The organism is Streptosporangium sp. NPDC023615 (genome assembly GCF_040640155.1).
Classification (GTDB): Bacteria; Actinomycetota; Actinomycetes; order Streptosporangiales; family Streptosporangiaceae; genus Streptosporangium.
The window spans coordinates 83952-110211 of the sequence record NZ_JBFABE010000001.1 but is presented as its reverse complement, the minus strand read 5'-3'; the positions used below and the strand labels follow the sequence as shown (position 1 = coordinate 110211).

The following is a 26260-nucleotide window of genomic DNA, read 5'->3' as shown; positions in this document are numbered from 1 at the left end:
GGACGATCGTCGCCGTCCGGCGTCTCACCAGGTAGTCGTCGATATCACCGGAAAGAAGTGATCTTTACGACGTTCTCGATGACAAATGTCATCTACGGCCGGGGCGGCAGCGGGGGACGCCGGCGGGAGGGCCGGGTGGAGGGGTCCGGCGGGGTCGCGGCCGGGCGCTCCTCCAGCGCGGCCAGCGTCAGCCGTACCGCCTCCTCGATCTGCGGGTCCCGGCCGGCCGCCCAGTCGTCCGGGGCGATGTCGACCTCGACGTCGGGGTCGACGCCGTGGTTCTCCACCCCCCAGCCGAGCCCCTCGAACCAGAAGGAGTACCGGGGGACGGTGATGCGCGAGCCGTCGGCTAGGCGGTGGGCGTCGTCGATGCCGATGACGCCGCCCCAGGTCCGGGTGCCCACCACCGGGCCGAGCTTGTGGATCTTGAAGGCCGCGGTGACGATGTCGCCGTCGGAGCCGGCGTTCTGGTCGGTGATCGCGACCAGCGGGCCGCGTGGCGCGTCCTCCGGGTAGGTGATCGGTGCCATGCCCCGGGGCAGGTCCCAGGCGATGACCCGGCGCAGCAGCTTCTCGATGACCAGCTCGGAGGTGTGGCCGCCCCGGTTCCCCCGCACGTCCACCACCAGGCCCTCGAAGGTCATCTCCCGGCGCAGGTCGCGGTGGAACTGCGCCCAGCCCTCGGCGACCATGTCCGGGATGTGCAGGTAGCCGAGGCGGCCCCCGCCGAGTTCCCTGACCCGCGCCCGGCATTCGGCCACCCAGTGCTGGTAGCGCAGCCGGCGGTCGTCGCGGAGCGGCGTGACCACCACCCGGCGGCCACCGCCCAGGGTCAGCTCGACCGGCTTGTCCGCCGCGCCCACCAGCAGGGGCGCCGGCCCGTGCGGCGGCACCGGGCGGCCGTCGACCGCGAGCAGCGTCTCCCCCGGCCGCACGCCCGCCCCGGGCACGGCCAGCGGTGAGCGGGCGTGCACGTCGGAGGACTCCGGCGGCAGCACCCGGTCCACCCGCCAGCGGCCGTCCTCGCCCCGGGACAGGTCGGCGCCGAGCAGGCCGACCGGTTCGGACGCCGCGTGCCCCCAGGGGGCGGCGTCGACGTAGGCGTGCGAGCTGCCCAGCTCGCCCAGGACCTCCCACAGCAGGTCGGCGAAGTCGTCGGCGGTGGCGACGCGGTCCACCAGGGGCCGGTACTCCTCCAGCACGCCCTCCCAGTCCACGCCGGCCATGTCCTCCACCCAGAAGTCGGCCCGCATCCGGCGGCCCGCCTGGGCGTAGGCGTGCCGCCGCAGCGCCCGCGGGTCGGCGGTGACGCGGATCCTGCTCAGGTCGACGGTCGTGTCGTCGCCGTTCTTGCCGCCGGGCTTGCCGTCGGCCGGGCGGACGGTGAGCGTTCCCTTGTCGCTGACGACGAGCTGCGTGCCGTCCCCGCTCACCCGGTACCAGTCGAGCTTGTCGACGACCTCCTCCCACTTGCGCCTGACCAGGTCGTAGCGGTCGAGCGCGGGACGGGGCGGGTCGCCGCCCACCTCGTCGCGGTCCTCGCCGAGCTCACCGGCCAGCGGCTCGCGCAGCCAGACGAACCCGCCCTTGATCGCCCGGAGGTCGGAGTAGCGGCCCTCGGGCACCGGCACCTGGACGACCCTGCCCGCGATGCCCTCCAGGTCCACGACGATCGTGCCCTCCTGCCGCTCCTCGTCGTCCTCCCGGGGGGCCGCCGTGGCCCGGCCGTCGGGGCCGGGCGCGAACGGGGAGGGCGTGGAGGCCGACAGCGGCACCAGGTAGGGCCGGTAGCCGAAGGGGAAGGACATGTCGAAGGAGTGCGCGTCGTAGACCGGGTCGAACCCGCGCCGGGACAGGAACGCCAGGTGGTCCCCGGCGAACGCGGGCGAGACGTCCACGAAGCGGCCGTCGGTGACGTCGGTCACCGCCCGGTCGGCGATCCTGGCCAGCCTGATCCGGCGCAGCTGGGGGCCGTCCGGGTGCGACCAGGCCAGCCAGGCGGAGTCCGGCGACCAGGCGAGGTCGCGGATCTCGCCGTCGGCCCGCGTCAGCTCCACGACCTCCCCGGAGGCCACGTCGACCAGGAACAGCCGCCCGTCCCTGGCCGTCGCCGCGATCGCGTTCCCGTCGGGCGCGACGGCCAGGTCGCCGACCTCGCCCAGCCCGCCCACGGCGATCCTGCGGCCCTCGCCGCCGCCCACCGGGACGATCTCCAGCCCCTGCGCCCGCCCGTCGTCGGCCACCCAGACCACCCGGTCGTCGCCCAGGACGCGCGGCAGCGCGGCCGACAGGCCCTCGCTGAGCTGCCGGGCCGGACCGTCGCGGTGGGTGAGCCAGTGCACGGTCCCCTGGACCTCGACCGCGCTGGCCCGCCCGGTCGCGTCCACGTCGAGGTCGTGCAGCCGCCGGGAGACGTTGACCCGGTAGGGTCGCGGTCCCGACAGCGGGGAGCCGAGCGTGACGTCGAGTCTGCGGGCCTCGGCGTCGAGGTCGTCAAGCAGGTACAGGTCACCGGCGCTCTGGTAGACGATCCTGGTCCCGTCGGTGGTCGCGTGCCGGGCGTAGAAGGCCTCGTGGTCGGTGTGACGGCGCAGGCCGGTGCCGTCCGGCTCGCAGGAGTAGAGGTTGCCGACGCCCTCGTGGTCGGAGAGGAAGGCGATCCGCCCGCCGACGAGCATCGGGGAGGCGAGGTGGCCGTTCAGGCCGTTCAGGATCCGGGTGAAGCCGCCGTCCCCGCGCCGCACCCACAGGCGGCCCGCCGTGCCGCCCCGGTAGCGCTTCCAGACCGCCGGGTCGCGGGCCAGCCCCCCGGTGAGCAGCACCACGGTCTCCCCGGCGTCCCCGGCTCCTCCGGCGATCGCCAGGTCGTTGACCGGGCCGTACGGCAACCGCTCGACGAGGACCTCGGGGACGCCGTCCGGGCCGGGCCCCTCGCCCGGCCCCTCGCCGGGGTCCTCGCCGAGGCGGTAGGCCCAGGTGTGCGACACGAAGGGGCGGCCGGTCGCGCTGACCGCGAGGATCCCGCCGTCCGCGGTCCAGCCGCGGGTACGCGTCCGGGCGTCCCCCCAGTAGGTCAGCCGCTCGGACGCGTACCCGCGGCCGGACTCCAGATCGGCCAGGTAGATCTCGGGGGCCCCGTCCCGGACGCCCGTCCAGGCGATCCGGTCGCCGGCGGGCGAGAGGCGGGGGTGGCTCACCGGGGCGCGGTCCGTGGACAGGCGCCAGGCCCGGCCCCCCTCCGCCGGGGCCGTCCAGACGTCGTCGTCGGCGACGAACGTCAGCGTCTCGTGGGAGATGTGGGGGAATCGCAGGTAGAAACCAGAAACCATCGGCAAATCATATTGTCCGCGTCCGGACCGATCAGGAGCGATCCAGGGTCGATACGCTGAAACGATGACGCGAGCTGACAGAGACAACCCGGTGGTGCTTTCCAAGATCTACACCCGTACCGGGGACGACGGTACGACCTCGCTCGGGGACATGAGCCGCACCCGCAAGACCGACCCGCGCCTGGCCGCGTACGCGGACGTGGAGGAGGCCAACGCGGCGATCGGCGTGGCCCTGGCCGCGGGTTCCCTGGCCGAGGACGTCACCGCCGTCCTGTCCCGGATCCAGAACGAGCTGTTCGACCTCGGGGCCGACCTGTGCGCCCCGGTCGCCGAGAACCCCGAGTTCCCGCCGCTGCGGGTCGAGCCCTCCTACGTCGAGTGGCTGGAGGCGCGCTGCGACGAGTTCAACGAGCGCCTCGCCCCGCTGCGCAGCTTCATCCTGCCCGGCGGCACCCCGGCCGTGGCCGCGCTGCACGTGGCCAGGACCGTGGTCCGGCGGGCCGAGCGGAGCACCTGGTCGGCGCTGGAGGCCCACGACGACGTCAACCCGCTGACCGCCACCTACCTCAACCGGCTGAGCGACCTGATGTTCATCCTCTGCCGGGTCGCCGCCGACGGCGACGAGATCCTGTGGAAGCCCGGCGGGACCCGCTGAGAGCGGTCCTGGGGCCCGCGGGGGCCCACCCGGGAGAGAGAGGTCAGGCCACGTCGAGGTAGGCGCTCGGCGGGGCCGACTCCAGCCAGGCCACGAAGCCCGTCAGGGCCCGGTACCCCATGGCGAGCTCGTAGGCGCTGTCCCCGCTGCGGCACTCGATCGCCGTCACGCCCTCGATGAACCCGTAGAACTCCCCGGGCCCGACCTTACGACGCCCGGAAACGACAAGGCCGCGCCTCACGATGACGTGGCGCGGCCTTGGCAGCAGACCTATGAGCGGGATCCAGTTGAGATGCCCGTCGGCGTAGCGGGCCACACCGACCCGCCATCCTCGCTCCCTGGACAGGGAGCGGAGACAACACAGCACCGATCCTCGCGAGCGGGTCAGGACGAGCACCCGGAGCGCCAGGAGGGCGACGAGGGCGGCGAGCAACCCCACCACGATGAGTACGTCCGGTATCACCATGTCTGCTCGCCCCCAAAAACCCGTACCGCTAAGAAGCAGAATTTATCCGACTTCTTCCCCGGCCGCGCGCAACCTGGCCCTGGCGCGCTTGGCCCCGGCGGTCGCGTCCTCGGCGTTCTCGCCGTCCTGGCCGCCCTCGACCGAGGACTGAGCCCGCTCCAGCGCGCTCTTGGCCCGGGCGACGTCGACCTCGGAGCCGAGTTCGGCCAGCTCCGCCAGGATCGACACCTCGTCGTCGGCCACCGAGAGGAAGCCTCCGTGGACGGCGGCGACGAGATCCGACTCGCCGTCACCCCGCTTGATCGTCAGCAGGCCGCCCTCGACGAGAACGCCGATGACGGGCGCGTGTCTGGGCATGATACCGATCTCGCCGTCGACGGTCTTGGCGATGACCATGTCGGCCTCACCGGACCAGATCTCCCGTTCCGGCGAGACGACGCCTACTCGCAGCTTCGCCACGTTCTCTCCAGTTCCTTATCGAACCAGGCGCCGGTGCGACCGCGAGGCCGCACCGGCGCCGAAGGCGACTAGCGGGCGAGTTCCTTGGCCTTGGCCACGGCCTGGTCGATGCCGCCGACCATGAAGAACGCCTGCTCGGGCAGGTGGTCGTACTCGCCGGCGCACAGGCCCTTGAACGAGGCGATGGTCTCGTCCAGCGGCACGTTCTCCCCGGGCTGGCCGGTGAACGCCTCGGCGGCGTACATCGGGTGGGAGAGGAAACGCTCGATGCGGCGGGCACGGTTGACCGTGACCTTGTCCTCCTCGGAGAGCTCGTCGATACCGAGGATCGCGATGATGTCCTGCAGTTCCTTGTACTTCTGCAGGATCCGCTTGGTCTCCTGGGCCACGCGGTAGTGCTCCTCGCCGACGATCAGCGGGTCGAGGATCCGCGAGGTGGAGTCGAGCGGGTCCACCGCGGGGTAGATGCCCTTCTCCGAGATCGGCCGCGAGAGCACGGTCTGCGCGTCGAGGTGCGCGAACGCGTTGTGCGGGGCCGGGTCGGTGATGTCGTCCGCGGGGACGTAGATCGCCTGCATCGAGGTGATCGAGTGACCGCGGGTCGAGGTGATGCGCTCCTGCAGGACGCCCATCTCGTCGGCCAGGGTCGGCTGGTAGCCCACCGCGGACGGCATGCGGCCGAGCAGCGTGGAGACCTCGGAACCGGCCTGGGTGAAGCGGAAGATGTTGTCGATGAACAGCAGCACGTCCTGCTTCTGCACGTCGCGGAAGTACTCCGCCATCGTCAGCGCGGAGAGCGCGACCCGCAGGCGGGTGCCCGGGGGCTCGTCCATCTGGCCGAAGACGAGGGCGGTGTCCTTGAGGACGTCCGCCTCCTCCATCTCCAGCCACAGGTCGTTGCCCTCACGGGTGCGCTCGCCGACGCCGGCGAACACCGAGGTGCCACCGAAGTTACGGGCGACCCGGCGGATCATCTCCTGGATCAGGACGGTCTTGCCCACGCCCGCGCCGCCGAACAGGCCGATCTTGCCGCCCTGCACGTACGGGGTGAGCAGGTCGATGACCTTGATGCCGGTGGTCAGCATCTCGGTGCGCGACTCGAGGGTGTCGAAGGCGGGCGAGGGGCGGTGGATGCCCCAGCGCTCGGTGATCTGGAGGGAGGAGGTCTCCACGTCCAGGGACTCGCCCAGGGTGCTCCACACGTGGCCCTTGACGACGTCGCCGACGGGGACCGAGATGGCCGCGCCGGTGTCGGTCACCGGGGCGCCACGGGTGACGCCGTCGGTGGGCTGCATGGAGATGGCCCGGACGAGGTTGTCGCCCAGGTGCTGGGCGACCTCCAGCGTCAGGACCCTGTTCTGGCCCTGGAGGCTGACCTCCACGGTGAGGGCGTTGTAGATCTCGGGCATCGCCTCGACGGGGAACTCCACGTCGACGACGGGACCGGTGACCCGCGCGACGCGTCCCACGCCGGTCTCAACAGTCTGTGCGGTCATTTCACTCTTTCCCCGCTGCGGCGTCAGCCAGCGCGTTCGCGCCACCGACGATCTCGCTGATTTCCTGGGTGATCTCGGCCTGGCGGGCCTGGTTCATCTGCTGGGTGAACACGCGGATGAGCTCGTTGGCGTTGTCCGTCGCCGACTTCATGGCCCGGCGGCGGGCGGCGTGCTCGGAGGCCGCCGACTGGAGCAGCGCGCTGAAGATGCGCGACTCCACGTACCTCGGCAGCAGCGAGTCCAGCACCTCTCCGGCGGTGGGCTCGAACTCGAAGTACGGCAGCGGCGTGTCGGGCTTCTCCGGGGTCTCCTCGACCACCAGGGGAAGGATCCGCTTGACCACGACCTCCTGCGTCAGCATCGAGACGAACTCGGTGGAGACGATGTGGATCTCGTCCACGCCGTCCTCCGCCGAGAACGCCTGGATCAGCGTCTCGGCGATCCGCTTGGCGTCGGCGTAGGAGGGGTTGTCGGAGAACCCGTCCCAGTGCCCGCCCATCTCGCGGCCGCGGAAGGTGTGCCACGTGATGCCCTTGCGGCCCACCACGAAGGGCACGGCCGTGACGCCCCTGCCCTTGAGCAGGTTGCCCAGGGCCTCGGCCTCGCGCAGGATGTTGGCGTTGAAACCGCCGGCGAACCCGCGGTCACTGGTGACGATGAGCACCGCGGCCCTGGTGGACTGCTCCTTCACCAGGGTCAGCGGGTGGTCGACGCTGGCGGTGTTGCTGACGACGCCCGTGACGGCGCGGGTGATCTCCCGCTCGTACGGCACGGCCGCCTGCATCCGCTGCTGCGCCTTGATGATGCGTGACGAGGCGATGAGCTCCTGGGCACGCGTGATCTTCGCCGTGGACCTGACCGACTTGATCCGCCTGCGGAGAAGCCTTAGCTGGGCACCCATCGGCTACTTCGTCTCGCCCGTGCGGACCTGCTTGGTGATCTTCTCCTGACCGACCTCGCCCTCGCCGAGCGCGGCGACCGGCTCGTCGTTGACCAGGTACTCGCCCGAGGAGGTCTCGAAGCCCTTCTTGAACTCGGTGATGGCGTCCTTGAGGGCGGTCACCGTGTCGTCGGACAGCTCCCGCGTCTCGCGGATGCTGTCGAAGACGCCCTTGTTCTCGCGGCCGAGGTGGTCCAGGAACTCCGCCTCGAAGCGGCGGATGTCCTCGACCGGGACGTCGTCGAGCTCACCGGTGGTGCCGGCCCAGACCGAGACGACCTGCTTCTCCACCGGGAACGGGCTGTACTGGGCCTGCTTGAGCAGCTCGACCAGGCGCTGGCCGCGCTCCAGCTGGGCGCGGGAGGCCGCGTCCAGGTCGGAGGCGAAGGAGGCGAAGGCCTCCAGGTCACGGAACTGCGACAGCGACAGGCGGAGCGTACCGGCGACCTTGCGCATGGCCTTGACCTGCGCGGAGCCACCGACCCGGGAGACGGAGACACCGACGTTGATGGCCGGGCGCACACCCGCGTTGAACAGGTCGGTCTCGAGGAAGCACTGGCCGTCGGTGATGGAGATGACGTTGGTGGGGATGAACGCCGAGACGTCGTTGCCCTTGGTCTCGATGATCGGCAGACCGGTCATCGAGCCCGAGCCCATGTCCTTCGACAGCTTCGCACAGCGCTCCAGCAGGCGGGAGTGCAAGTAGAAGACGTCGCCGGGGAAGGCCTCACGGCCCGGCGGGCGGCGCAGCAGCAGCGAGACGGCGCGGTAGGCGTCGGCCTGCTTGGTCAGGTCGTCGAAGACGATGAGGACGTGCTTGCCCTGGTACATCCAGTGCTGGCCGATGGCCGAACCGGTGTAGGGCGCCAGGTACTTGTAGCCGGCCGGGTCGGAGGCCGGGGCGGCGATGATGGTGGTGTACTCCATCGCGCCCGCCGCCTCCAGGCGGCCCTTGACCTGGGCGATCGTGGAGCCCTTCTGGCCGATCGCGACGTAGACGCACAGGACCTGCTTGTCCGGGTCGCCGGAGAGCCAGTTCTCGCGCTGGTTGAGGATGGTGTCCACGGCCACGGCGGTCTTGCCCGTGCCACGGTCACCGATGATGAGCTGGCGCTGGCCGCGGCCGATCGGCGTCATGGCGTCGATCGCCTTGAGGCCGGTCTGCAGCGGCTCCTTCACCGGCTGGCGCTGGACCACCGAGGGCGCCTGGAGTTCGAGGGCTCGCATGCCCTCGGACTCGATGGCGCCCTTGCCGTCCATGGGCACGCCCAGCGGGTCGACGACCCGGCCGAGGAAGCCGTCGCCGACCGGCACGGACAGGACCTCGCCCGTCCTGCGGACCGACTGGCCCTCCTCGATCTTGCTGAAGTCGCCCAGGACGACGACGCCGATCTCCCGGACGTCCAGGTTCAGCGCCAGGCCACGCGTGCCGTCCTCGAACTCGAGCAGCTCGTTCGCCATCGCCGAGGGAAGGCCGGAGACATGGGCGATGCCGTCGCCGCAGTCGACGACGGTCCCGATCTCCTCGCGCGCGGCACCTTCCGGCTCGTACGCCTGGACGAAGCGCTCAAGTGCGTCCCGGATCTCGTCCGGTCGGATCGTAAGCTCCGCCATCTCTCTTCAGTCTCCCTATTCGCCTAGCCGGCCAACCGGCGGCGGACTTCTTCGATTCGTCCCGCGATGGTGGTGTCGATGAGGTCGTCCCCGATGCGCACCGAGAACCCTCCGAGCACTCGCGGATCCACCTCGACGTTCAGATGAACGTCGCGGCCGTACGAGGCGCGCAGCCACGTGGCCAGTCGCCTCTTCTGCTCCTCCGAGAGCGCGACGGCGCTGCGCACCACCGCGACGAGGCGCTGCCGCTGGGCCGCGACCAGCCTGCCGAACTCCTCCAGCCCACCGTCCAGGCTACGTCCTCGCGGATGCAGCACGACCTGGCTCACCAGGCGGAGGGTGGTGGGGGCCACCTTGCCGGCCAGCAGGGAGCCGAGCAGCTCCCGCTTGGCCCCCTCGGGCGCCGCCGGCGCGGTCAGGGTCCGGTGCAGCTCCAGGTTGGAGGCGGCGATGCGCCCGAACCGGAACAGCTCGTCCTCGACCTCGTCCAGCCTGCCCTGGGCCTCGGCCTCGGCCGAGGCCGCCACGACCCCGAGACGCTCCAGGGAGTCGGCCAGGTCGGCCGAGCGGGTCCACCGCGCGGACACGGCCGCGGCGACCGTCTCGAGCGCGGCTTCGCTGATCTTGCCTTCCAGCAGCACCCGCGCGATCTGCGTCTTCTGTGCCGCGGGACGCGCGGCGTCGGAGAGGCTCCGGCGGAGCCCGTGCTCGCGGTCGAACAGGTCGGCGACCGAGAACAGCTCGTCGGCCAGCGTGCCGAGGTCGGCGCTTCCCGCGACCGCGTTGAAGCGCTCCTCGACCTCGGCCAGCGAGGCCCTGCTCAGACCTCTCATCTGTCGATCACCGCTCCCCGGGCGGCGCGACGGGTTCGCCGGCTCATCAGCGAACCGCCGCGCTGCTGCTGCTCGACTCGAGCTCCTCGAGGAACCGGTCGACGGTACGGCGCTGACGCGCCTCGTCCTCCAGCGACTCCCCGACGATCCGGCCGGCCAGCTCGATCGAGAGACGGCCGAGCTCGGTGCGGAGCTGGGCGAACGCCTGCTGACGGTCGGCCTCGATCTGCAGGTGCGCGGCCTCGATCAGGCGGCGGGACTCGGCCTGGGCCTCCTCGCGGAGCTCGGCCTTGATCTGCGCGCCCTGCTCGCGGGCCTCCTCACGAAGCCGCGAGGCCTCGTGCCGGGCTTCGGCGAGCTGGTCCTTGTACTGCTTGAGCAGCGCCTGGGCCTCGGCCTGAGCGTCCTCGGCTCGCTTGATGCCGCCTTCGATGGCGTCGGTCCGCTCGACCAGGGTCTTCTGGATGCGCGGGGTGAGGATCCGACCGACGACGAAGAGGACGACGAAGAAGGCGAAGCCGCCGACGACAAGCTCGTAGGTGTGCGGCATGAGGGGCCCTAGCCCCTCCTCCGCCGCCAGGAGCGAAGCTGCCTGAATCATTTGTGCAGCCTTCCGTCAGAGGTTTTCCTGCGTCTTACACGCCGAACATGAACGGCGCGACGAGGCCGATGAGGGCCAGCGCCTCGGTGAGGACGAAGCCGAGCAGCATGTTCTGGCGGATCAGGCCGTAGGCCTCGGGCTGGCGGGCGATGGCCTGCACACCCTGACCGAAGATGATGCCGACGCCGATGCCGGGGCCGATCGCGGCGAGGCCGTAACCGATGGAACCGAGGGAGCCGGTGACCTCAGCGAGGATTCCCATGAGTGTTTCCTTTACAGGTCGGCCGGTGAAGGGTCACCGGTCTGGATTTTCGAGGGAGGTCTGTGCGTCTAGTGGTCGGCGTGGAGCGAGTTGCCGATGTACATCGCGGCGAGCATCGCGAAGAGGAACGCCTGCAGGAACTGGATGAACATCTCGAAGCCCGTCATCGCGATCGTCATGATCACGCCGACCACGCCGAGCGGCATGCCCAGCGGGGTGGGCTTCTCGAAGAGGAACCAGAAGCCGACGAGGCTGAAGAAGGCCAGGATGATGTGGCCGGCGAACATGTTGGCGAACAGTCGCACCGCGTGCGTGAAGGGCGCGATGATCATGTTGGAGAGCAGCTCGATGGGGGCCAGCAGCACGTAGATCGGCTTGGGCAGCCCCGGGGGGAACATCATGTTCTTGAAGTAGCCGATCGGGCCCTGGTGCTTGACGCCCACGTAGATCTTGAGGACGTAGACGCTGAGCGCCAGCACGACCGGGAAGGCGATGTGCGAGGCGACCGGGAACTGCAGCCCCGGGATGACGCCCATCAGGTTCCAGACCCAGATCATGAAGAACATGCTGAGCAGCAGGCCCATCCACCGGTCGGCGTCCTTGCCGAGGAACGGCCGGGCGACCTGGTCGCGGACGAACATGTAGCCCATCTCGCCGACGTTCTGCACGCCCCGCGGCACCAGCTTCGGGTTGCCGAAGGCCGACCAGCAGAAGGCGATGACGATGAGCGTGCTCAGCATGGCCAGCAGCACCGGCTTCGTGAACCAGGAGACACCGGCGATGATCGGGGCGGCGTCGAAGAGTTCGAGTCCCGGAGGCTTGAACTCGTCCCCGGGAGCGAGGAGCGTCAGCGTGCTCACGCGGCGTTCCCTTCAGCGTGGTAGTTGATCGAAATGGCTTCGTCAGCGAAGCGACCGCCGCCGAGGGCTAGCGACCGTACTTCCGGTAGACCAGGTAGACGGCTAGAGCGACCCCGAGAAGCAGTCCGATCGGGGTGAAGGCGACCACGCCTGTCCACTTGGACAGCAACCAGCCCGCACCGCCGTAGAGGATCATCCCGGAGAGGAGATAGCTGGGGATCGACCAGGCGGCGCTGGCGAAGTCGCGACCGTCGTCCTCGGGCCGGATTTTCTTTTCGCTCATCGCGGGCATGACGATAGCAGCCGTGGTGAGGACTAGTCATATCGGGTAGGGCACGATGTGCCAGCGAGATCATACGCCTCATCGCGGCCCGCCCTGACCCGGAACGGGGGCCTCGGGGTCGACGTAGAGCATCTTGAGCTTCATGAAGCCGCGCATCTCACCGATCGTCCAGGCGATCGTGCACACGATGACGGCCCAGCCGAACGCCTTGGGCTCGAACGCGGTGGCGCCCTCGAACGCCTTGAGCAGGGCCATCACAATGATGATCTTCACCGCGTAGGTCAGCACCGCGGCGGTCATCATCATCATCGGCGACACGCGTCCCGCCACGGAGACCGCGACGACGCCGAGGGTGAAGAAGACACAGACGACCAGCGTCCCGATCGCGGCGCCCAGCGCCCCCTTGCCTCCGGCCAGCAGGGCCGCGACGCCGATCACGATCAGCCCCACGAGCACCGTGGGCATCGCGGCTCCCTTGAGGAGACGCATGTCGTTGGCCTGCATCGACACTCCCGGTGACTGTTATCAAGCGAGCGATTGCTACCCTGCGGGGCGGAGACCGCCCGGCGCCTGCTAGTGAAAGCTATCACAAGCTCAGGGAAGACCGCCTTTACCTGCCGTTTCAAGTGAACGATCAAGCCCCCGCCGCGGGGCTCTCACAGGGGCGTCTCAGGATTCGAGAAGACCTGGCGGGGAGCGGTCAGTGACAGGTCCGGCAGCACCCCCAGCGGCGTGGTGTCGTCACCCGCGACCGAACGGGGACCCGGCGGCTGCGACGGGTAGGGGTGGGGACGCGCCTGGACCGGTGGCCCCGACGACGGCGCCGGGGCCTGGGGCACCGCCGGCGCCGGCGGGCCGGATGGGGACACGGGACGGGCGTGCCGCCCCGGCCCGTCGGCGGGCCCGACCGGCCCGGCCGGGCCGGTCGGGCCGGTCGGGCCGGCGGGCCGGAGCGGGCCCCGGCCGCCGGGCCCGCCCGCTCCGCCGGTGTCGCGGCGGGCGCGCAGGCGGGGCAGGGCCATCAGCACCAGGACGCCCACCGCGAGCAGCACGATCAGCGGGAACACGATCAGCGGGACGCCCTCGATGGACAGGCCCACGACCGCGAAGGCGAACAGGAACGTCCACGCGTACATGATCAGGACGCTGCGGCGGTGCGAGTGGCCGAAGTCCAGCAGGCGGTGGTGCAGGTGGCCACGGTCGGGCGAGAACGGCGACAGGCCGTTGGACGTGCGCCTGACCACCGCCATGATCAGGTCCATGAGCGGGAGCACCAGGATCGCGACCGGCACCAGCAGGGGCAGGATCACCGGGAAGTTGTTGATGTCGGTGGAGTCGAGCTGGGTGACGGTGATCATGGTGGAGGCGAGGACCAGGCCGATCAGCATCGCCCCGGTGTCGCCCATGAAGATCTTCGCCGGGTGGAAGTTGTGCGGCAGGAAGCCCAGGCAGACGCCGATCAGCACCGAGGCGATCAGCGCCGTGACGTTGATGCTGGTGGCGCCGAACTCCTTCGACAGCTGCACCGAGTAGGTCCAGGTGGCCATGGCGGCGATGCCGATGATCCCGGCGGCCAGCCCGTCCAGCCCGTCGACGAAGTTCACCGCGTTGATGATGACGACCACGATCAGGATCGTGATGATCGGGCTCAGCGTGGAGTCCAGGACGATGATCCCGCCCATCGAGGAGGGGAACGGCAGCCACGGCAGGGTGACCCCGAAGGCGACCAGCACCCCGGCCGCGCCGATCTGCCCGGCGAGCTTGACCAGGGCGTCCATGCCCAGCCAGTCGTCCAGGAAGCCGGTCAGCGTGATCAGGCCGCCTGCGGCGATCAGCGCGATCGCCGTGTTGCCCTGGCCGACGGCGGCCAGGTTGCCCCCGGAGTAGGGCAGTTCGACGGCGATCAGCAGGCCCGCGACGAGGCCGCCGTACATCGCCAGGCCGCCGAGTCTCGGCGTCGGCGTGGTGTGCACGTCACGGTCGCGGACCTCGGGCATCGCACCGATGCGGATGGCGAAGACGCGGACCAGCGGAACCAGCAGGTACGTCACCGCCGCGGCGACCAATGCCATGAGTAGGTATTCGCGCACGGAACCAGTTTCGCGGATAGTCCGGCCGCCTGTGACCGGAAAACGACACAGAACAGCTCATAGTTCGCTGGGATATATCGGGTGGGCCCGCGTCAGCGCGGCGACGCGCTCCCGGATCTCGCCCACCGCGTCCGGGCCGCGGACGACCTGCGCCACCATCGAGGCCACCTCCTTCATCTCCTCGACGCCCATCCCCTGGGTGGTCACGCACGGTGTGCCGACCCGGATGCCGGAGGTCACGGTGGGCGGTTCCGGGTCGTAGGGGATCGCGTTGCGGTTGAGGGTGATCCCGGCCTCCTGGCAGCGCTGCTCGGCCGTCGCGCCCGAGATCCCGGTGTCGCGCAGGTCGATCAGCGCCAGGTGGGTGTCGGTGCCCCCGGAGACCGGCCGCATGCCCTCGGCGGCCAGCGCCTCGGCCAGCACCCGGGCGTTCGCCACCACCTGCCGCGCGTACCGGCCGAACTCCGGCCGCAGCGCCTCGCCGAACGCCACCGCCTTGGCCGCCACCGCGTTCATCAGCGGGCCTCCCTGCACGAACGGGAAGACCGCGCGGTCGATCCTGGGCCCCAGCTCCGCCGTGCACAGGATCCCGCCGCCCCTGGGACCGCGCAGCGCCTTGTGGGTGGTGAAGGTCACCACGTCCGCGTACGGCACGGCCGAGGGCAGGGCGCCGCCGGCCATCAGGCCCACGGTGTGCGCGACGTCGGTGAGCAGCCAGGCGCCCACCTCGTCGGCGATCCCGCGGAACGCGGCGAAGTCGATCTCCCGCGGGTAGGCCGTGGCACCGCAAATGATCATCTTGGGCCGGTGGCGCAGCGCCAGTTCCCTGACCTCGTCGTAGTCGATCAGCTCGGTGTCGCGGCGCACGCCGTAGGCCACCACGTCGAACCACCGGCCCGAGAAGTTGACCTTGGACCCGTGCGTGAGGTGGCCGCCGTGGGAGAGCTCCATCGCCAGCGCGGTGTCGCCCGGCCGCAGCAGCGCGGCGTAGGCGGCCAGGTTCGCCGAGGCGCCGGAGTGGGGCTGCACGTTGACGTGCTCGGCGCCGAACAACCGCATGGCCCGGTCGATCGCGAGCCGCTCGGCCCGGTCGACGACCTCGCACCCGGCGTAGTAGCGCCTGCCGGGATAGCCCTCGGCGTACTTGTTGGTGAGCGTCGAGCCGAGCGCCGCGAGCACGGCGGGCGAGGTGAAGTTCTCGCTGGCGATGAGCTGGACGCCCTCACGGAGCCGGTCGAGCTCGTCGAGGAGCACGCACGCGATCTCCGGGTCCTCGCGCTGCAGGAGACCGAAGTCCGGCCCGTAGTACGGCTCTGCGCCCATGACTCACATCCCGCGTCCCGGAGACGACGACTCCCCCACTGTAAGCCGGACCGGCCCGGATGTCCCAGGTCAGGAGCGCATTCCCGGGGGGAGGCGTGTCGCCGCGCGGCCGGGCGCGCGGCCGGATCCCCTCCGGCCAGGCGGCCTCGGCGCCTAGGAGAACGCGTGCGGGGCTTCGGAACCGGCGGGGATCCACCTCGGCGTGTCGGCCGCCTTGTCACTGATCGAGGTCAGGATCGCCTTCCGGTAGCGCTTCAGGCGGTTACGCCACTCCGTGATGTCCTCGACGTAGCGCTTGGAGACCGGGGCGTCCCAGACCATCGGGTTCACGGCCGCCCGATGGGCCTTGTCCAGGCTGGCGGCCAGTTCGTCGAGCTCGGGCAGCACCTGCCTCCACATCAGTACCAGCCGTTGGTAGTCGGGGTTGAACCGCCACGACGTGGCGTCCGAGGTCGCCACCCCGCCACTGGAGGTGAGCGGCGGGGTCTCCCCCAGCTGCATCGGCTGGGGTGCGGGTGGATCCTCGTACATCACAGGCTCCTCACCCTCGCTGTCACGCTCCCTGCGTCCTGCTCACCGTACTGGCCGCTCATCGTCCGCCCCCCGGAGGCGGTACGGGCCGCACCGGATCTCCGGGGTCCACGTCGCCCGCCGGACCGTCGGGCCCCACGTCCATCGGAGCCCATGCCCCCTCGCCCCATGTTTCCCCGTCCGGCACCTGAACGCCGGGCATCTCCAGCGGCTCGACCTCGCGGGCGTTCTCGGTGAGTGTCCTGAGCGCGTCCAGGTCCAGCCGGTCCGCCGGCGCCGAGACCACCTCGTCACCGTCGTCCATCCAGCCGAACGAGGGGCCGGCCGAGCCCTCGGCCGGCCGGGCGGCGGGTTCGGCGGGAGCCGTACCGGCAGCCTGGACGGCGGGTTCGGCGGAGGCCGTGCCCGCCGGGCGGGGCACCTCACCGGAGGTCGTGCCCGTGGAACCCGAGGCGGTCTCGCCGCCCGTACCGGGAGGCTGGACGGTCTGGTCGGTGGTCGGGCCCGCCGTGTCGAGGAGGGGGTGGTCGGGTCTGGCGGAGTCGAGCGGGCCGTGCGGCTCGACCCAGCCGGGCTGCGCCGCCGTAGTGGAGACGCTCTCGGCGGAGGGCATCTGCAAGGGCGGTATGTCCTCGATGTTCTTGAGCAGCTCCTCGACCTCGGCCACCGTGGGCGAGTCCAGCGGGATCTGGAGCACCTTCACCCCGTCGACCTCCACGACCTTCGGCCGGGGATCGCCACCCTGATCGGTGTCGTCGGGGTGATCCTTGGCCGGACCGTCGAGGACAGGACCGCCGGAGGTGCCGCCCTCCTGCCGGGGGGAACGCTCGTCGCCCTTGCCGCCCGGGGCGTCCTTGGCGTCGGGATCGTTCACCGGCGCGGTCCCGGTGGTGTCGCCTGTCCCCGGCCCTCGATCGTTCACGTCGACGATCTCCGGCCGTGTGGCGTCGATCCCGGGGGCTCCCGGAGCGGGGGCCTGCGGGGCGGGGGCCGAGTCCTGGCGGGGCGGCTCGGGCATGGAGTCCTGCCGGGGCGCCTCGGGAGCGGGGGCCGAGTCCTGCCGGGGCGCCTCGGGCGCCGGTGTCCGAGGCGCGGCATCGCGTTCGGGTGCCTGAGGGGCGGGGGTCGCGTCGCGCTCCGGGGCCTGCTGCCGGGAGTCCTCACCGCGCGGGACCTCGGGTCCGGAGTCGGGCCCGGGGGCCTCACGAGGTGCCGTGTCGACGGGATGGCCGCCGTTCTGCCCGCCCTCGCCCGGTCCCGGGACGGCGGGCTTCAGGTCCTCGGCCCGGGGCGTCTGCGGCCGGGCGTCGTCGGCCCGGGGCGTCTCGGGGGCAGGTGCCTGCGGGGCGGGCGAGGAATCCTGCCGGGGCGCCTCGGGAGCGGGGGCCGAGTCCTGGCGGGGCGCCTCGGGGACGGGGGCGGGGTCCTGGCGGGGCGGCTCGGGCATGGAGTCCTGCCGGGGCGCCTCGGGCGCCGGTGTCCGAGGCGCGGCATCGCGTTCGGGTGCCTGAGGGGCGGGGGTCGCGTCGCGCTCCGGGGCCTGCTGCCGGGAGTCCTCGCCGCGCGGGACCTCGGGTCCGGAGTCGGGCCGGATGGTCTCGCGGGGGGTGGGGTCGGCCGGCTTGATGGTCTCCCTGGGAGTCGTGTCCCCGCCGCGCGGGGAGGTCTCGTCGCCCTTCGACCCGGTCTCCGGCTTCCGGTCGTCCGCCGCCGGGGAGTCCGGTTTCCGATCGCCTGCCCCTTGCGGGTCCTGCCTCCGATCCTCCGCACCCGGGGAGTCCGGCTTCCGATCACCTGCTCCCTGAGGCTCCTGCTTGCGGTCGTCCGCTCCCTGCTCCGGCAGCTTTGCGGAACCGTCCCGCGGGGAGGTCTCGTCGGCCTTCGAACCGCTCTCGGGCTTGGTCGCCTCGCTCTTGGGCGTGTCGGCCCCGCCGCCGGACCTGGAGTCGGCCCCGGGGCCCCGCGTGGAATCGGAACCGGTCTCGGGCCGGTTCCTCGGTTCGTCACGCTGCGTGCTCTCGGCCGACTGGTCCCCGACCCGCGGCCTGTCCCCGGGTTCCTTGACCGCCGCGTCCGAACCCCCGGCCGTGGGGCTCCCGCCCTTGGAGGCATCCCCCTCGCGCCCGTCCGCCTCCTCCCGGGCGCCGGTCTCGGGCCTCACACCGTCGTCCCGGGCGCCGGTCTCGGGCTTGGCGTCCCCGGCCGCCGGGCCGGTGGACGGCGCCGTCGCGTTCTGGTCGATCCTCTTCTCCAGCAGCTCCACGCGACGGGTGACGTCCCGGACCATTTTGTCGCACTCGTCAGCGATCTGCACGGGTCTGTGGGCCGACTGCGAGGACAGGCCCGCCCCGCTCATCAGGCTGCTCACCCTGCCTTCGGCCTCACGCATCCGGGTGGCCGCCTGCTTCACCTCGGTCAGCAGGTCGCGGACCAGCTGGGGGTCCATTCCTTCGAACTTGCCCATGCACGTCTCCCGGAAGTGTCGGCCCATTTCAAGGTACCGGGGAGATCGCCTCGCGTCACGATGATAATCAGACGGCATGGATCACGGCATATGCCCATGCTCGCCCCTGTCGGCCGGTCAGGCGGTGGGCTCCGGGCCCGTGTCCGTCGCCACGTAGCCGATCACGCCGCGCAGCCTCTCCACCGAGATCGCCCCCCGGCGGAGCAGCCGGGGCACCGCCGTGGTCAGGTCGAGGATCGTCGAGGGCACATCGCTCTCGCACGGCCCGGCGTCGAGGTACACCGAGACCGACTCGCCGAGCTGCTTCTCGGCGTCGACGGCCTCGACGGCAGGGGGTGCGCCGGAACGGTTGGCGCTGGAGACGGCCAGCGGCCCCGTCTCCTTGAGCAGGTCGAGGGCGACCTGGTGCAGCGGCATCCGGACCGCGACGGTGCCCTTGGTGTCACCGAGATCCCACGACAGGGACCGGTTCACGCGGCAGATCAGCGTGAGCGGGCCCGGCCAGAAGGAGTCGACGAGATCCTGGCCGTACGGGCCGAGGTTCTCTACCAGGGCATTGGCGGCGCGGACCGTGCCGACCAGCACGGGCACCGGCATGTCCCGGCCGCGCCCCTTGGCCTCCAGCAGCGCGGAGACCGCGGTGGGCGTGAAGGCGTCGGCGCCGATGCCGTAGACGGTGTCGGTCGGGAGCACCACGAGGTCGCCTCGGCGCAGCGCGGACGCGGCCTCGGTCAGGCCCTCGGCTCGCTGCTCGGCATCGGTGCAGTCATAACGTCGGCTCACGGCGTGCATCCTATTCCTGGCCGAATCGAGCGGTGACGAAGCGGTCCCTGCGGGTCAGGTCCTGGCGGCTGCGGACGTCGCGCCAGCCGTTCTCCTCGGAGAAGATCAGGTAGACCGGGGTGCCCTGCTGGTCGGCGTGTTCCACGGCGACGAAACCGCCGGGGCGCAGCAGCCTTCTCGCGGTCCTCTCGACAGCCCTGACCTCGTCCAGACCGTCACTGCCCGACCCGTACAGGGCACGGCGCGGGTCGTAGTCGCGGACCTCGGGGTCGCGGGGGACCGCGCCCGGGGGGATGTAGGGGGGGTTGGAGACCACAAGGTCGACCTGGCCGTCCAGCTCGGCCAGGGCGTCGGCGAGGTCCTCGGGGTGCAGGTGGACGCGGCCCTGACCGTGCTCGATGATGTTGCGCTTGGCCCAGCTGTAGGCGTCCGGGTCGACCTCGACCGCGTGCACGGTGGCCAGCGCGACCTCCTGGGCGATGGACAGCGCGATGGCGCCGGAGCCGGTGCCGAGGTCCACGACCACGGGCGAGGCGACGTCCATCTCGCGCAGCCGGTCGATGGCCCAGCCCGCCACGACCTCGGTCTCCGGGCGCGGCACGAACACCCCGGGCCCGACCTCCAGGGACAGGTAGCGGAAGTAGGCCCGCCCGGTGATGTGCTGCAACGGCTCGCGCGACTCCCTGCGGGCGACCCCCTCCCAGAACAGGGCGTCGAAGTCGGAGTCCTTGACGGTGTGCAGCTCGCTGCGCCGTACGCCGTGCACACACGCGGCGATCTCCTCGGCGTCGGTGCGCGGCGACGGCACACCTGCCTCGGCGAGCCGGGCGGTGGCGAGGGCGATCTCGTCCAGCAGAAAGGTCATGGGCGCGTTCTATGAATGGGCGGCGAGCTTCTCCGCCATCTCGGCGTCGAGCAGGGACTGGATGACGGCCGTGAGGTCTCCGTCGAGCACCTGGTCGAGGTTGTAGGCCTTGAAGCCGACACGGTGGTCGGAGATCCGGTTCTCGGGATAGTTGTAGGTGCGGATGCGCTCGGAGCGGTCGACCGTGCGGATCTGGGACTTGCGCTCGGCCATGGCGGCGGCGTTGGCCTCCTCCTCGGCGATGGCCTGCAGGCGGGCCCGCAGGATGCGCATGGCCGACTCCTTGTTCTGGAGCTGGCTCTTCTCGTTCTGGCAGGAGGCGACGACACCGGTCGGGACGTGCGTGATCCGCACGGCCGAGTCGGTGGTGTTGACGCTCTGCCCGCCCGGACCGCTGGAGCGGTAGACGTCGATGCGCAGGTCGTTCGGGTCGATCTGGACGTCGACGTCCTCGACCTCGGGGTAGACGAGCACGCCCGCGGCGCTGGTGTGGATGCGCCCCTGCGACTCGGTGACCGGCACCCGCTGGACGCGGTGCACCCCGCCCTCGAACTTCAGCCGTGACCAGACGCCCTCGTCGCCCCTGGCCTTCAGGGCGATCGTGACGTCCTTGTAGCCGCCGAGGTCGGAGTGGGTGGCGTCGATCAGCTCGGTCTTCCAGCCGACCCGCTCGGCGTAGCGCAGGTACATCCGCAGCAGGTCCCCGGCGAACAGGGCCGACTCCTCGCCGCCCTCGCCCGCCTTGATCTCCATGATGATGTCCTTGTCATCGTTGGGATCGCGGGGCACCAGCAGGTGGCGGAGCCTCTCCTCCAGCACGGGGACGCGGGCCTCGAGCTCCTTGGCCTCCTGGGCGAACGCCTCGTCCTCGGCCCCCAGCTCCCTGGCCGTCCCGAGGTCGGACAGCACGCCCTCCAGCTCGCGGTAGGCACCGATGATCGGGGTCAGCTCGGCGTAGCGCCGGCCGAAGGTACGCGCCTGCTTCTGGTCGGCGTGCACGGAAGGGTCGGCGAGCTTGAGTTCCAGCTCGGCGTACTCACTGAGCAGCTCGTCGAGATTCACCGTGCGTCCTTCCTTGAAAACCCTCGTGTGCCCGCCTCATCACCACGAACGCCGACCCGGGCCCCCAGAAGGGGCCTTTCGGGCCGGCGTCGGGATGAGGGCTACTGGCCCGAGGGCTTCTTGCCGAAGCGCTTCTCGAAGCGCGCCACCCGGCCGCCGGTGTCCAGGATCTTCTGCTTGCCCGTGTAGAACGGGTGGCAGGCGGAGCACACGTCGGCGTGGATCACGCCGTTCTTGGCGGTGCTACGGGTGGTGAAGGAGTTACCGCAGGTACACGTCACCTGGGTGGCGTTGTACTCGGGGTGGATGTCGGCCTTCATGTCGTCTTTCCTCTCCAAAACGTGGTCGCCGGGTCGCCACTGTCTCTCGCCTGTGGGGCTTGCGCGCTTGGCACACGGGGTGCGCGCGGGCGGGAACCGGAACCACTACGGTTCGGCTACCAGTGTGCCAGATCCTCCAACCATCCCAGGCCACAAGACATTCCCCGGCCACGGCCGCCTGGAGCTCCCGGCCGGGCCGTCAGCGTCCCAGGTAGGCCAGGACGGCCAGGACCCGGCGGTGATCGTCGGTGGCGGGTCCCAGGCCGAGTTTGCAGAAGATGCTGGAGATGTGCTTCTCCACGGCGCCCTCGGTGACCGTCAGCCGCCCGGCCACCGCCGTGTTCGAGCGGCCCTCGGCCATCAGCGCCAGGACCTCGCGCTCCCTGGGGGTCAGCGACTCCAGCGGGTCGTCCCTGCGGCGGCCGCTCAGCAACTGGCCGATGACCTCGGAGTCGATGACCGTCCCTCCCGCCGCCACCCGGCGCACCGCGTCGAGGAACTCGGTCACGTCCGCTATCCGCTCCTTGAGCAGGTAGCCGACCGCGACGCCGCCGCCGCCGATCAGCTCGGTGGCGTACTGCTCCTCGACGTACTGCGACAGCACGAGGATCGGCAGGCAGGGCCGCGCCGCCCTGGCCTCCAGCGCGGCGCGCAGCCCCTCGTCGGTGTGGGTCGGCGGCATCCGCACGTCCACGACGACCAGGTCCGGATCATGCTCGGCGACCGCCGCGACCAGTCCGGGACCGTCGCCCGCCACCCCGACGGTCTCGATGCCCCCGTCCGCCAGCAACCTGGCCAGCCCCTCGCGCAACAGTACCGAGTCCTCGGCGATCACCACCCGCACGCGTCCGGATCCTCACCACTCGCAGGGCAGCTCGGCCCTGACCGTCGTGGGGCCGCCGAGCGGGCTGTCGACGGTCAGGGTGCCGTCGATGGTCGCCGCCCGGTCGGCCAGCCCGGCCAGGCCGCCCCCCGGCCTCGGCACCGCGGCGCCGACCCCGTCGTCGTGGACCTCGACGACCACCCGCTGCCCCCTGCGGCTGACCCGGATGAACGCCTCCGTCGCCTCGGAGTGCCGGGCCAGGTTGGTCAGGCACTCGGCGACCACGAAGTAGGCGATGCTCTCCACCGCCGGCGGCGGACGGTGGGAGATCTCCACCGACAGATCCACCCGTACGGGTGCGCGGGAGGCCAGTGAGGACAGGGCGGCGTTCAGGCCACGGTCGGTGAGGATCGCCGGGTGGATGCCCCGGGCGAGGTCGCGCAGCTCGGCGATCGCGGCCTTGGTGCCCCGGTGCGCCTGGGCCAGGAGTTCCCTTGCCTCCTCGGGGGCGGAATCCAGTTTGGCCTGGGCCCGCCCCAGGTCCATGGCCACCGACAGCAGCCGCTGCTGGGCGCCGTCGTGCAGGTCGCGCTCGATCCGGCGTCGTTCGGCCTCGGCCGCGTCCACCCCGCGCGCCCGGCTGGCCCGCAGGTGCGCCGCGCGGGCGGCCAGCAGGCTCTTCTCGCTCGCGCCCAGCAGGGTGGCCCCGAGCATGCCGTGCAGCCAGGCCATCCCCCGGGTCGCGTACAGGGCGGCCAGCAGGAAACCCGCGCCGGACAGCATGCACAGCAGCGCCTCCGGCACGGTGTCGAGCACCAGGTCGCCGACGGGGTTCATCGGCTCCCCGGCCAGCATCAACGGCAGCGGCGTGGCGATCAGGGTCAGCCCGAGGGTCCACAGGATCACCGAGACGGTGAACTCCCCGATCCCGATGGGCAGCAACAGCAGCAGGTAGAGCAGGTCCTTCCAGGTCGCCGGGTCGACGAACATGTCCTTCCAGCGCAGGAACAGGTTGTCGCCCTCGGAGGGACGGTAGGGGTCGGGGATGTCGACGCCGAACGCCATCCGGAGGAACCGGCGCTCCAGCATCGCCGCCCCCCGCCAGGCCAGCATGGTCAGGGCGAGCAGCGGCAGGCCGATCCAGACGATCGCAAGGAGCAGCGAGAACGGGACCGCCCACGCCAGGAACGCGCAGCAGGCCAGCCCGTGGAACACGCTCACCAGCAGGTACGGAACGGCCCGCCAGGTCATCGGGTCGAGCAGCGTGCCCAGGGGGCCGTCCGGACCGAGTGGCACGCGCCGCCGGAGCGGCACCCTGGCCGTGGGGGCACCCGTCACCGTCTCGGCCGTCATGAGCCTCCCGTCTCCCGCTCCCGCCCGCCTGGGCCGCCCCGGCGGGCCGGAGCACGGCCGCCCGCACGGGCCACCCGTCCGGGCGGGTCCCGATCACCGTCCGCGTCCGCCGCCGCTCCGTACGGGGCGGTCCGTCCCCGGCCGGGGCGTGCGATGTGAAAAGCCGTCCTGAAGCAGGGATATCCCGAAGTGCGCGACCGGACAAGGGCTTTGGGGAGGCCGAGCGCCCCGGCCTCGCGCGGTCGGGGACGTTCGTGTCGTCTCGGGCGATAAGTCCCACCCAGAGGACACCCGGAGCCACCCGGCGAGGCCCAGAGGAGAGGTCCAGAGATCCGGAGAGGCTTGGGGGTTCGGGGAGGTTCGGGGGTTCGGAGAGGTTCGCAGACGAGTGGCAGACGCCCGGAGGCGCGGAGGACGCGCGCGGAGAGGCTCGGAGAGGCCGGGACGCCCGGACGCCCGGACGCCGGGACGCCCGGACGCCGGGACGCCGGGACGCCCGGAGGCCGGGACGCCGGGACGCCCGGAGACGCCGAACGCCCCGGCCTCGCGTGAGGCCGGGGCGTTCGTGTGGAGCGCCGGCGATCAGTCCCGGTCGGAGCTGACCGTCGTCTTCTGCACCTGCAGGAGGAACTCCGCGTTGGACTTGGTCTCCCTCATCTTCTCCAGGAGAAGCTCGAGGGCCTGCTGCATGTCCAGGGCGTGAAGCACCCGGCGGAGCTTCCAGGTGATCTGGAGCTCGTCCTTGCCCATCAGGATCTCCTCCTTACGGGTGCCGGACGCGTCGACGTCCACCGCGGGGAAGATCCGCTTGTCGGCGAGCGAGCGGTTGAGCTTGAGCTCCAGGTTTCCGGTGCCCTTGAACTCCTCGAAGATGACCTCGTCCATCTTCGAACCGGTCTCGACCAGCGCGGTGGCCAGGATCGTCAGCGAGCCGCCGTTCTCGATGTTGCGGGCGGCTCCGAAGAAGCGCTTCGGCGGGTAGAGCGCGGTGGAGTCGACACCACCGGACAGGATGCGTCCGGAGGCCGGGGCCGCCAGGTTGTAGGCGCGGCCCAGACGGGTGATCGAGTCCAGCAGCACGACCACGTCGTGGCCCAGCTCCACCAGGCGCTTGGCCCGCTCGATCGCCAGCTCGGCGACCGTGGTGTGGTCCTCGGCCGGACGGTCGAAGGTCGAGTGGATGACCTCGCCCTTCACCGACCGCTGCATGTCGGTGACCTCTTCCGGACGCTCGTCCACCAGGACGACCATCAGGTGGCACTCGGGGTTGTTGCGGGTGATCGCGTTGGCGATCGACTGGAGCACCATCGTCTTGCCCGCCTTGGGCGGGGAGACGATGAGGCCGCGCTGCCCCTTGCCGATCGGCGCCACCATGTCGATGATGCGGGTCGTCAGGATGTTCGGCTCGGTCTCCAGGCGCAGGCGCTCCTGCGGGTAGAGCGGGACGAGCTTGTTGAAGTCGGGCCGCTGGCGGGCCTGCTCCGGGTCCATGCCGTTGACCGTGTCGAGGCGGACCAGCGCGTTGAACTTCTCGCGGCGCTCACCGTCGCGGGGCTGGCGGACGGCGCCGGTGACCACGTCGCCCTTGCGCAGGCCGTTGCGGCGGATCTGGGCCAGCGAGACGTAGACGTCGTTGGAGCCGGGCAGGTATCCGCTGGTCCTGACGAACGCGTAGTTGTCGAGGATGTCGAGGATTCCGGCGATCGGGATCAGGACGTCGTCGTCGCCGACCACGGGCTCGTTGCTGTCGAAGCGGTCGCGGCCGCGGCGGTTGCGCTCGCGGAACCGGCCGCGACGGCCACGGCGGTCGTCGTCGTCGCCCACTCCGTGCTGGTCGTTGCGGTCCTGGGGGCCCCGGTTCTGCGGGCCACGGTCACCGCGCTCGCCGCGCTCGGAGCGGTCGTTGAGACGCTCGGAACGGTCACCGCGGTCGTTCACACGCTCGGAACGCTCGGAGCGCTCACCGCGGTCGGAGCGGTCGGAGCGGTCGGAGCGGTCGTTGAGACGCTCGGAACGGTCGCCACGGTCGTTCACACGCTCGGAACGGTCACCACGGTCGTTGAGGCGCTCGGACCGGCTCTGACCGGCGTCGACGGCGCGCTGGTCACCGCGGTCACCGCGGTCGCCGCGGTCACGGACCCGCTCGCCCCGCTCGCCTCGCTCGCCGTTGCGGCCACGACGCTCACCGCGCTCACGGCGGCTCTCGCCGCGCTCGGCACGGCCCTCGGCCGGGGTGGTGTCGATCGTCTGCTGCTCCACGACGGGTTCGGGCGCAACGACGGCGGCCACGGGCTCGGGGGTGGGGGGCGCCTGCTCCACGACGGGCTCGGGGGCCACGGCGGGGCGGGAACGTTCCCTGCGGGTGCGCGCCGGCCGCTCGGTGACCGGTGCGGCCACGACGGCGGGAACGGCCGCGGCCGGGGTCTCCGTGGCGGTGACGGGAGCCTGGGCGCTCTCGGTGGAGACGCCCTGCTTCTCCTGGATGGCCGCGATCAGCTGGCTCTTGCGCATCCGGCCCGTCCCGCTGATGCCGAGGCCGGAGGCCATGGCCTGCAGCTCGGGCAGCACCATGGCGGACAGGCCGGTGCCGGAGCGACGGCGCGGCTTGGCCGCGGGGCGGGTGGGGGTGTCACCGGCCGCCGGCGGCGTGCCGGTGACGTCGGAGAGGAGTTCGGTGGTGTCGCTCACTAATGGGTCCTTCCCAGGGGTCGGGCGTGGCCATGATCAGCCAATCGTCCCGGTGGTGCCATCGACCCGGTGGGACAGACCGGGTCGGGTTGCACGTCGCGATCCTCGACGGCCCAGGGAGGGCCGCCGCCACTGTCGGAGAAGGCGTATCCAGGCCGTC

General features: G+C 71.3%; 24 protein-coding genes. 1 reads left to right on the top strand and 23 read right to left on the bottom strand.

The annotated features are described in order from the left end of the window. Positions 1-92: 92 nt before the first annotated feature. On the bottom strand, positions 93-3329 hold the full coding sequence (locus AB0G16_RS00435; protein WP_362796937.1) for a S41 family peptidase: 3237 nt from the start codon (positions 3327-3329) through the stop codon (positions 93-95). Between the two features lie 64 nt (positions 3330-3393). On the opposite strand from AB0G16_RS00435, the gene AB0G16_RS00430 reads away from it, so the two are divergent. Continuing rightward, the gene (locus AB0G16_RS00430) at positions 3394-3984 is read left to right on the top strand and encodes a cob(I)yrinic acid a,c-diamide adenosyltransferase (RefSeq protein ID WP_362796936.1); all 591 of its coding nucleotides are present in this window, start codon (positions 3394-3396) and stop codon (positions 3982-3984) included. Positions 3985-4027: 43 nt separating this feature from the next. Here the strand turns inward: AB0G16_RS00430 and AB0G16_RS00425 are convergent, their stop codons facing one another. The 22 genes from AB0G16_RS00425 to rho form a co-directional block, all read right to left on the bottom strand. Beyond that, positions 4028-4450, bottom strand: a complete 423-nt coding sequence (locus AB0G16_RS00425) for a DUF2550 domain-containing protein (RefSeq protein ID WP_362796935.1) — start codon at positions 4448-4450, stop codon at positions 4028-4030. 42 nt (positions 4451-4492) lie between these two features. Further along, entirely contained in the window at positions 4493-4909 is a 417-nt protein-coding gene (locus AB0G16_RS00420; RefSeq protein ID WP_362796934.1) for a F0F1 ATP synthase subunit epsilon, read from the bottom strand. A 68-nt stretch (positions 4910-4977) separates the two neighbouring features. Then, complete coding sequence (gene atpD, locus AB0G16_RS00415; protein ID WP_362796933.1) at positions 4978-6405, bottom strand: F0F1 ATP synthase subunit beta; 1428 nt, start codon at positions 6403-6405, stop codon at positions 4978-4980. A 1-nt stretch (position 6406) separates the two neighbouring features. Next, positions 6407-7306 carry a F0F1 ATP synthase subunit gamma gene (locus AB0G16_RS00410; protein ID WP_362796932.1) on the bottom strand — a complete coding sequence of 300 codons (900 nt, stop codon included), beginning with the start codon at positions 7304-7306 and terminating at the stop codon, positions 6407-6409. Between the two features lie 3 nt (positions 7307-7309). Continuing rightward, complete coding sequence (gene atpA / locus AB0G16_RS00405; protein ID WP_362796931.1) at positions 7310-8959, bottom strand: F0F1 ATP synthase subunit alpha; 1650 nt, start codon at positions 8957-8959, stop codon at positions 7310-7312. A 23-nt stretch (positions 8960-8982) separates the two neighbouring features. Further along, positions 8983-9792: a F0F1 ATP synthase subunit delta gene (locus AB0G16_RS00400; RefSeq protein WP_362796930.1), complete on the bottom strand. Its 810-nt coding sequence runs from the start codon at positions 9790-9792 to the stop codon at positions 8983-8985. 46 nt (positions 9793-9838) lie between these two features. Then, entirely contained in the window at positions 9839-10393 is a 555-nt protein-coding gene (locus tag AB0G16_RS00395) for a F0F1 ATP synthase subunit B (protein WP_362796929.1), read from the bottom strand. 34 nt (positions 10394-10427) lie between these two features. Continuing rightward, entirely contained in the window at positions 10428-10655 is a 228-nt protein-coding gene (atpE, locus tag AB0G16_RS00390; protein ID WP_362796928.1) for an ATP synthase F0 subunit C, read from the bottom strand. Positions 10656-10723: 68 nt separating this feature from the next. Continuing rightward, on the bottom strand, positions 10724-11515 hold the full coding sequence (gene atpB, locus AB0G16_RS00385; RefSeq protein ID WP_362796927.1) for a F0F1 ATP synthase subunit A: 792 nt from the start codon (positions 11513-11515) through the stop codon (positions 10724-10726). Positions 11516-11582: 67 nt separating this feature from the next. Then, complete coding sequence (locus tag AB0G16_RS00380) at positions 11583-11798, bottom strand: AtpZ/AtpI family protein (RefSeq protein WP_362796926.1); 216 nt, start codon at positions 11796-11798, stop codon at positions 11583-11585. Positions 11799-11876: 78 nt separating this feature from the next. Continuing rightward, positions 11877-12302: a hypothetical protein gene (locus AB0G16_RS00375; protein WP_362796925.1), complete on the bottom strand. Its 426-nt coding sequence runs from the start codon at positions 12300-12302 to the stop codon at positions 11877-11879. A gap of 152 nt (positions 12303-12454) precedes the next feature. After that, on the bottom strand, positions 12455-13888 hold the full coding sequence (locus AB0G16_RS00370; protein WP_362796924.1) for an undecaprenyl/decaprenyl-phosphate alpha-N-acetylglucosaminyl 1-phosphate transferase: 1434 nt from the start codon (positions 13886-13888) through the stop codon (positions 12455-12457). A gap of 57 nt (positions 13889-13945) precedes the next feature. Continuing rightward, positions 13946-15211: a serine hydroxymethyltransferase gene (gene glyA, locus AB0G16_RS00365; RefSeq protein ID WP_362796923.1), complete on the bottom strand. Its 1266-nt coding sequence runs from the start codon at positions 15209-15211 to the stop codon at positions 13946-13948. Between the two features lie 153 nt (positions 15212-15364). Then, positions 15365-15742: a hypothetical protein gene (locus tag AB0G16_RS00360; protein ID WP_362796922.1), complete on the bottom strand. Its 378-nt coding sequence runs from the start codon at positions 15740-15742 to the stop codon at positions 15365-15367. A 58-nt stretch (positions 15743-15800) separates the two neighbouring features. Next, a complete protein-coding gene (locus tag AB0G16_RS00355; RefSeq protein ID WP_362796921.1) occupies positions 15801-18206 on the bottom strand; it encodes a hypothetical protein in 2406 nt (801 codons plus the stop codon). Between the two features lie 117 nt (positions 18207-18323). Then, entirely contained in the window at positions 18324-18989 is a 666-nt protein-coding gene (locus AB0G16_RS00350) for an L-threonylcarbamoyladenylate synthase (protein ID WP_362796920.1), read from the bottom strand. A 10-nt stretch (positions 18990-18999) separates the two neighbouring features. Then, positions 19000-19854, bottom strand: a complete 855-nt coding sequence (gene prmC / locus AB0G16_RS00345) for a peptide chain release factor N(5)-glutamine methyltransferase (protein WP_362796919.1) — start codon at positions 19852-19854, stop codon at positions 19000-19002. A gap of 9 nt (positions 19855-19863) precedes the next feature. Continuing rightward, complete coding sequence (gene prfA / locus AB0G16_RS00340; RefSeq protein WP_362796918.1) at positions 19864-20916, bottom strand: peptide chain release factor 1; 1053 nt, start codon at positions 20914-20916, stop codon at positions 19864-19866. A 101-nt stretch (positions 20917-21017) separates the two neighbouring features. Next, positions 21018-21236 carry a 50S ribosomal protein L31 gene (gene rpmE, locus AB0G16_RS00335; protein WP_362796917.1) on the bottom strand — a complete coding sequence of 73 codons (219 nt, stop codon included), beginning with the start codon at positions 21234-21236 and terminating at the stop codon, positions 21018-21020. Between the two features lie 199 nt (positions 21237-21435). After that, positions 21436-22080: a response regulator transcription factor gene (locus AB0G16_RS00330; protein ID WP_362796916.1), complete on the bottom strand. Its 645-nt coding sequence runs from the start codon at positions 22078-22080 to the stop codon at positions 21436-21438. A gap of 12 nt (positions 22081-22092) precedes the next feature. Further along, a complete protein-coding gene (locus tag AB0G16_RS00325; protein ID WP_362796915.1) occupies positions 22093-23412 on the bottom strand; it encodes a sensor histidine kinase in 1320 nt (439 codons plus the stop codon). Positions 23413-23994: 582 nt separating this feature from the next. Continuing rightward, positions 23995-26100, bottom strand: coding sequence for a transcription termination factor Rho (gene rho / locus AB0G16_RS00320; protein ID WP_362796914.1), 2106 nt, complete (start codon positions 26098-26100; stop codon positions 23995-23997). Positions 26101-26260: the final 160 nt, after the last annotated feature.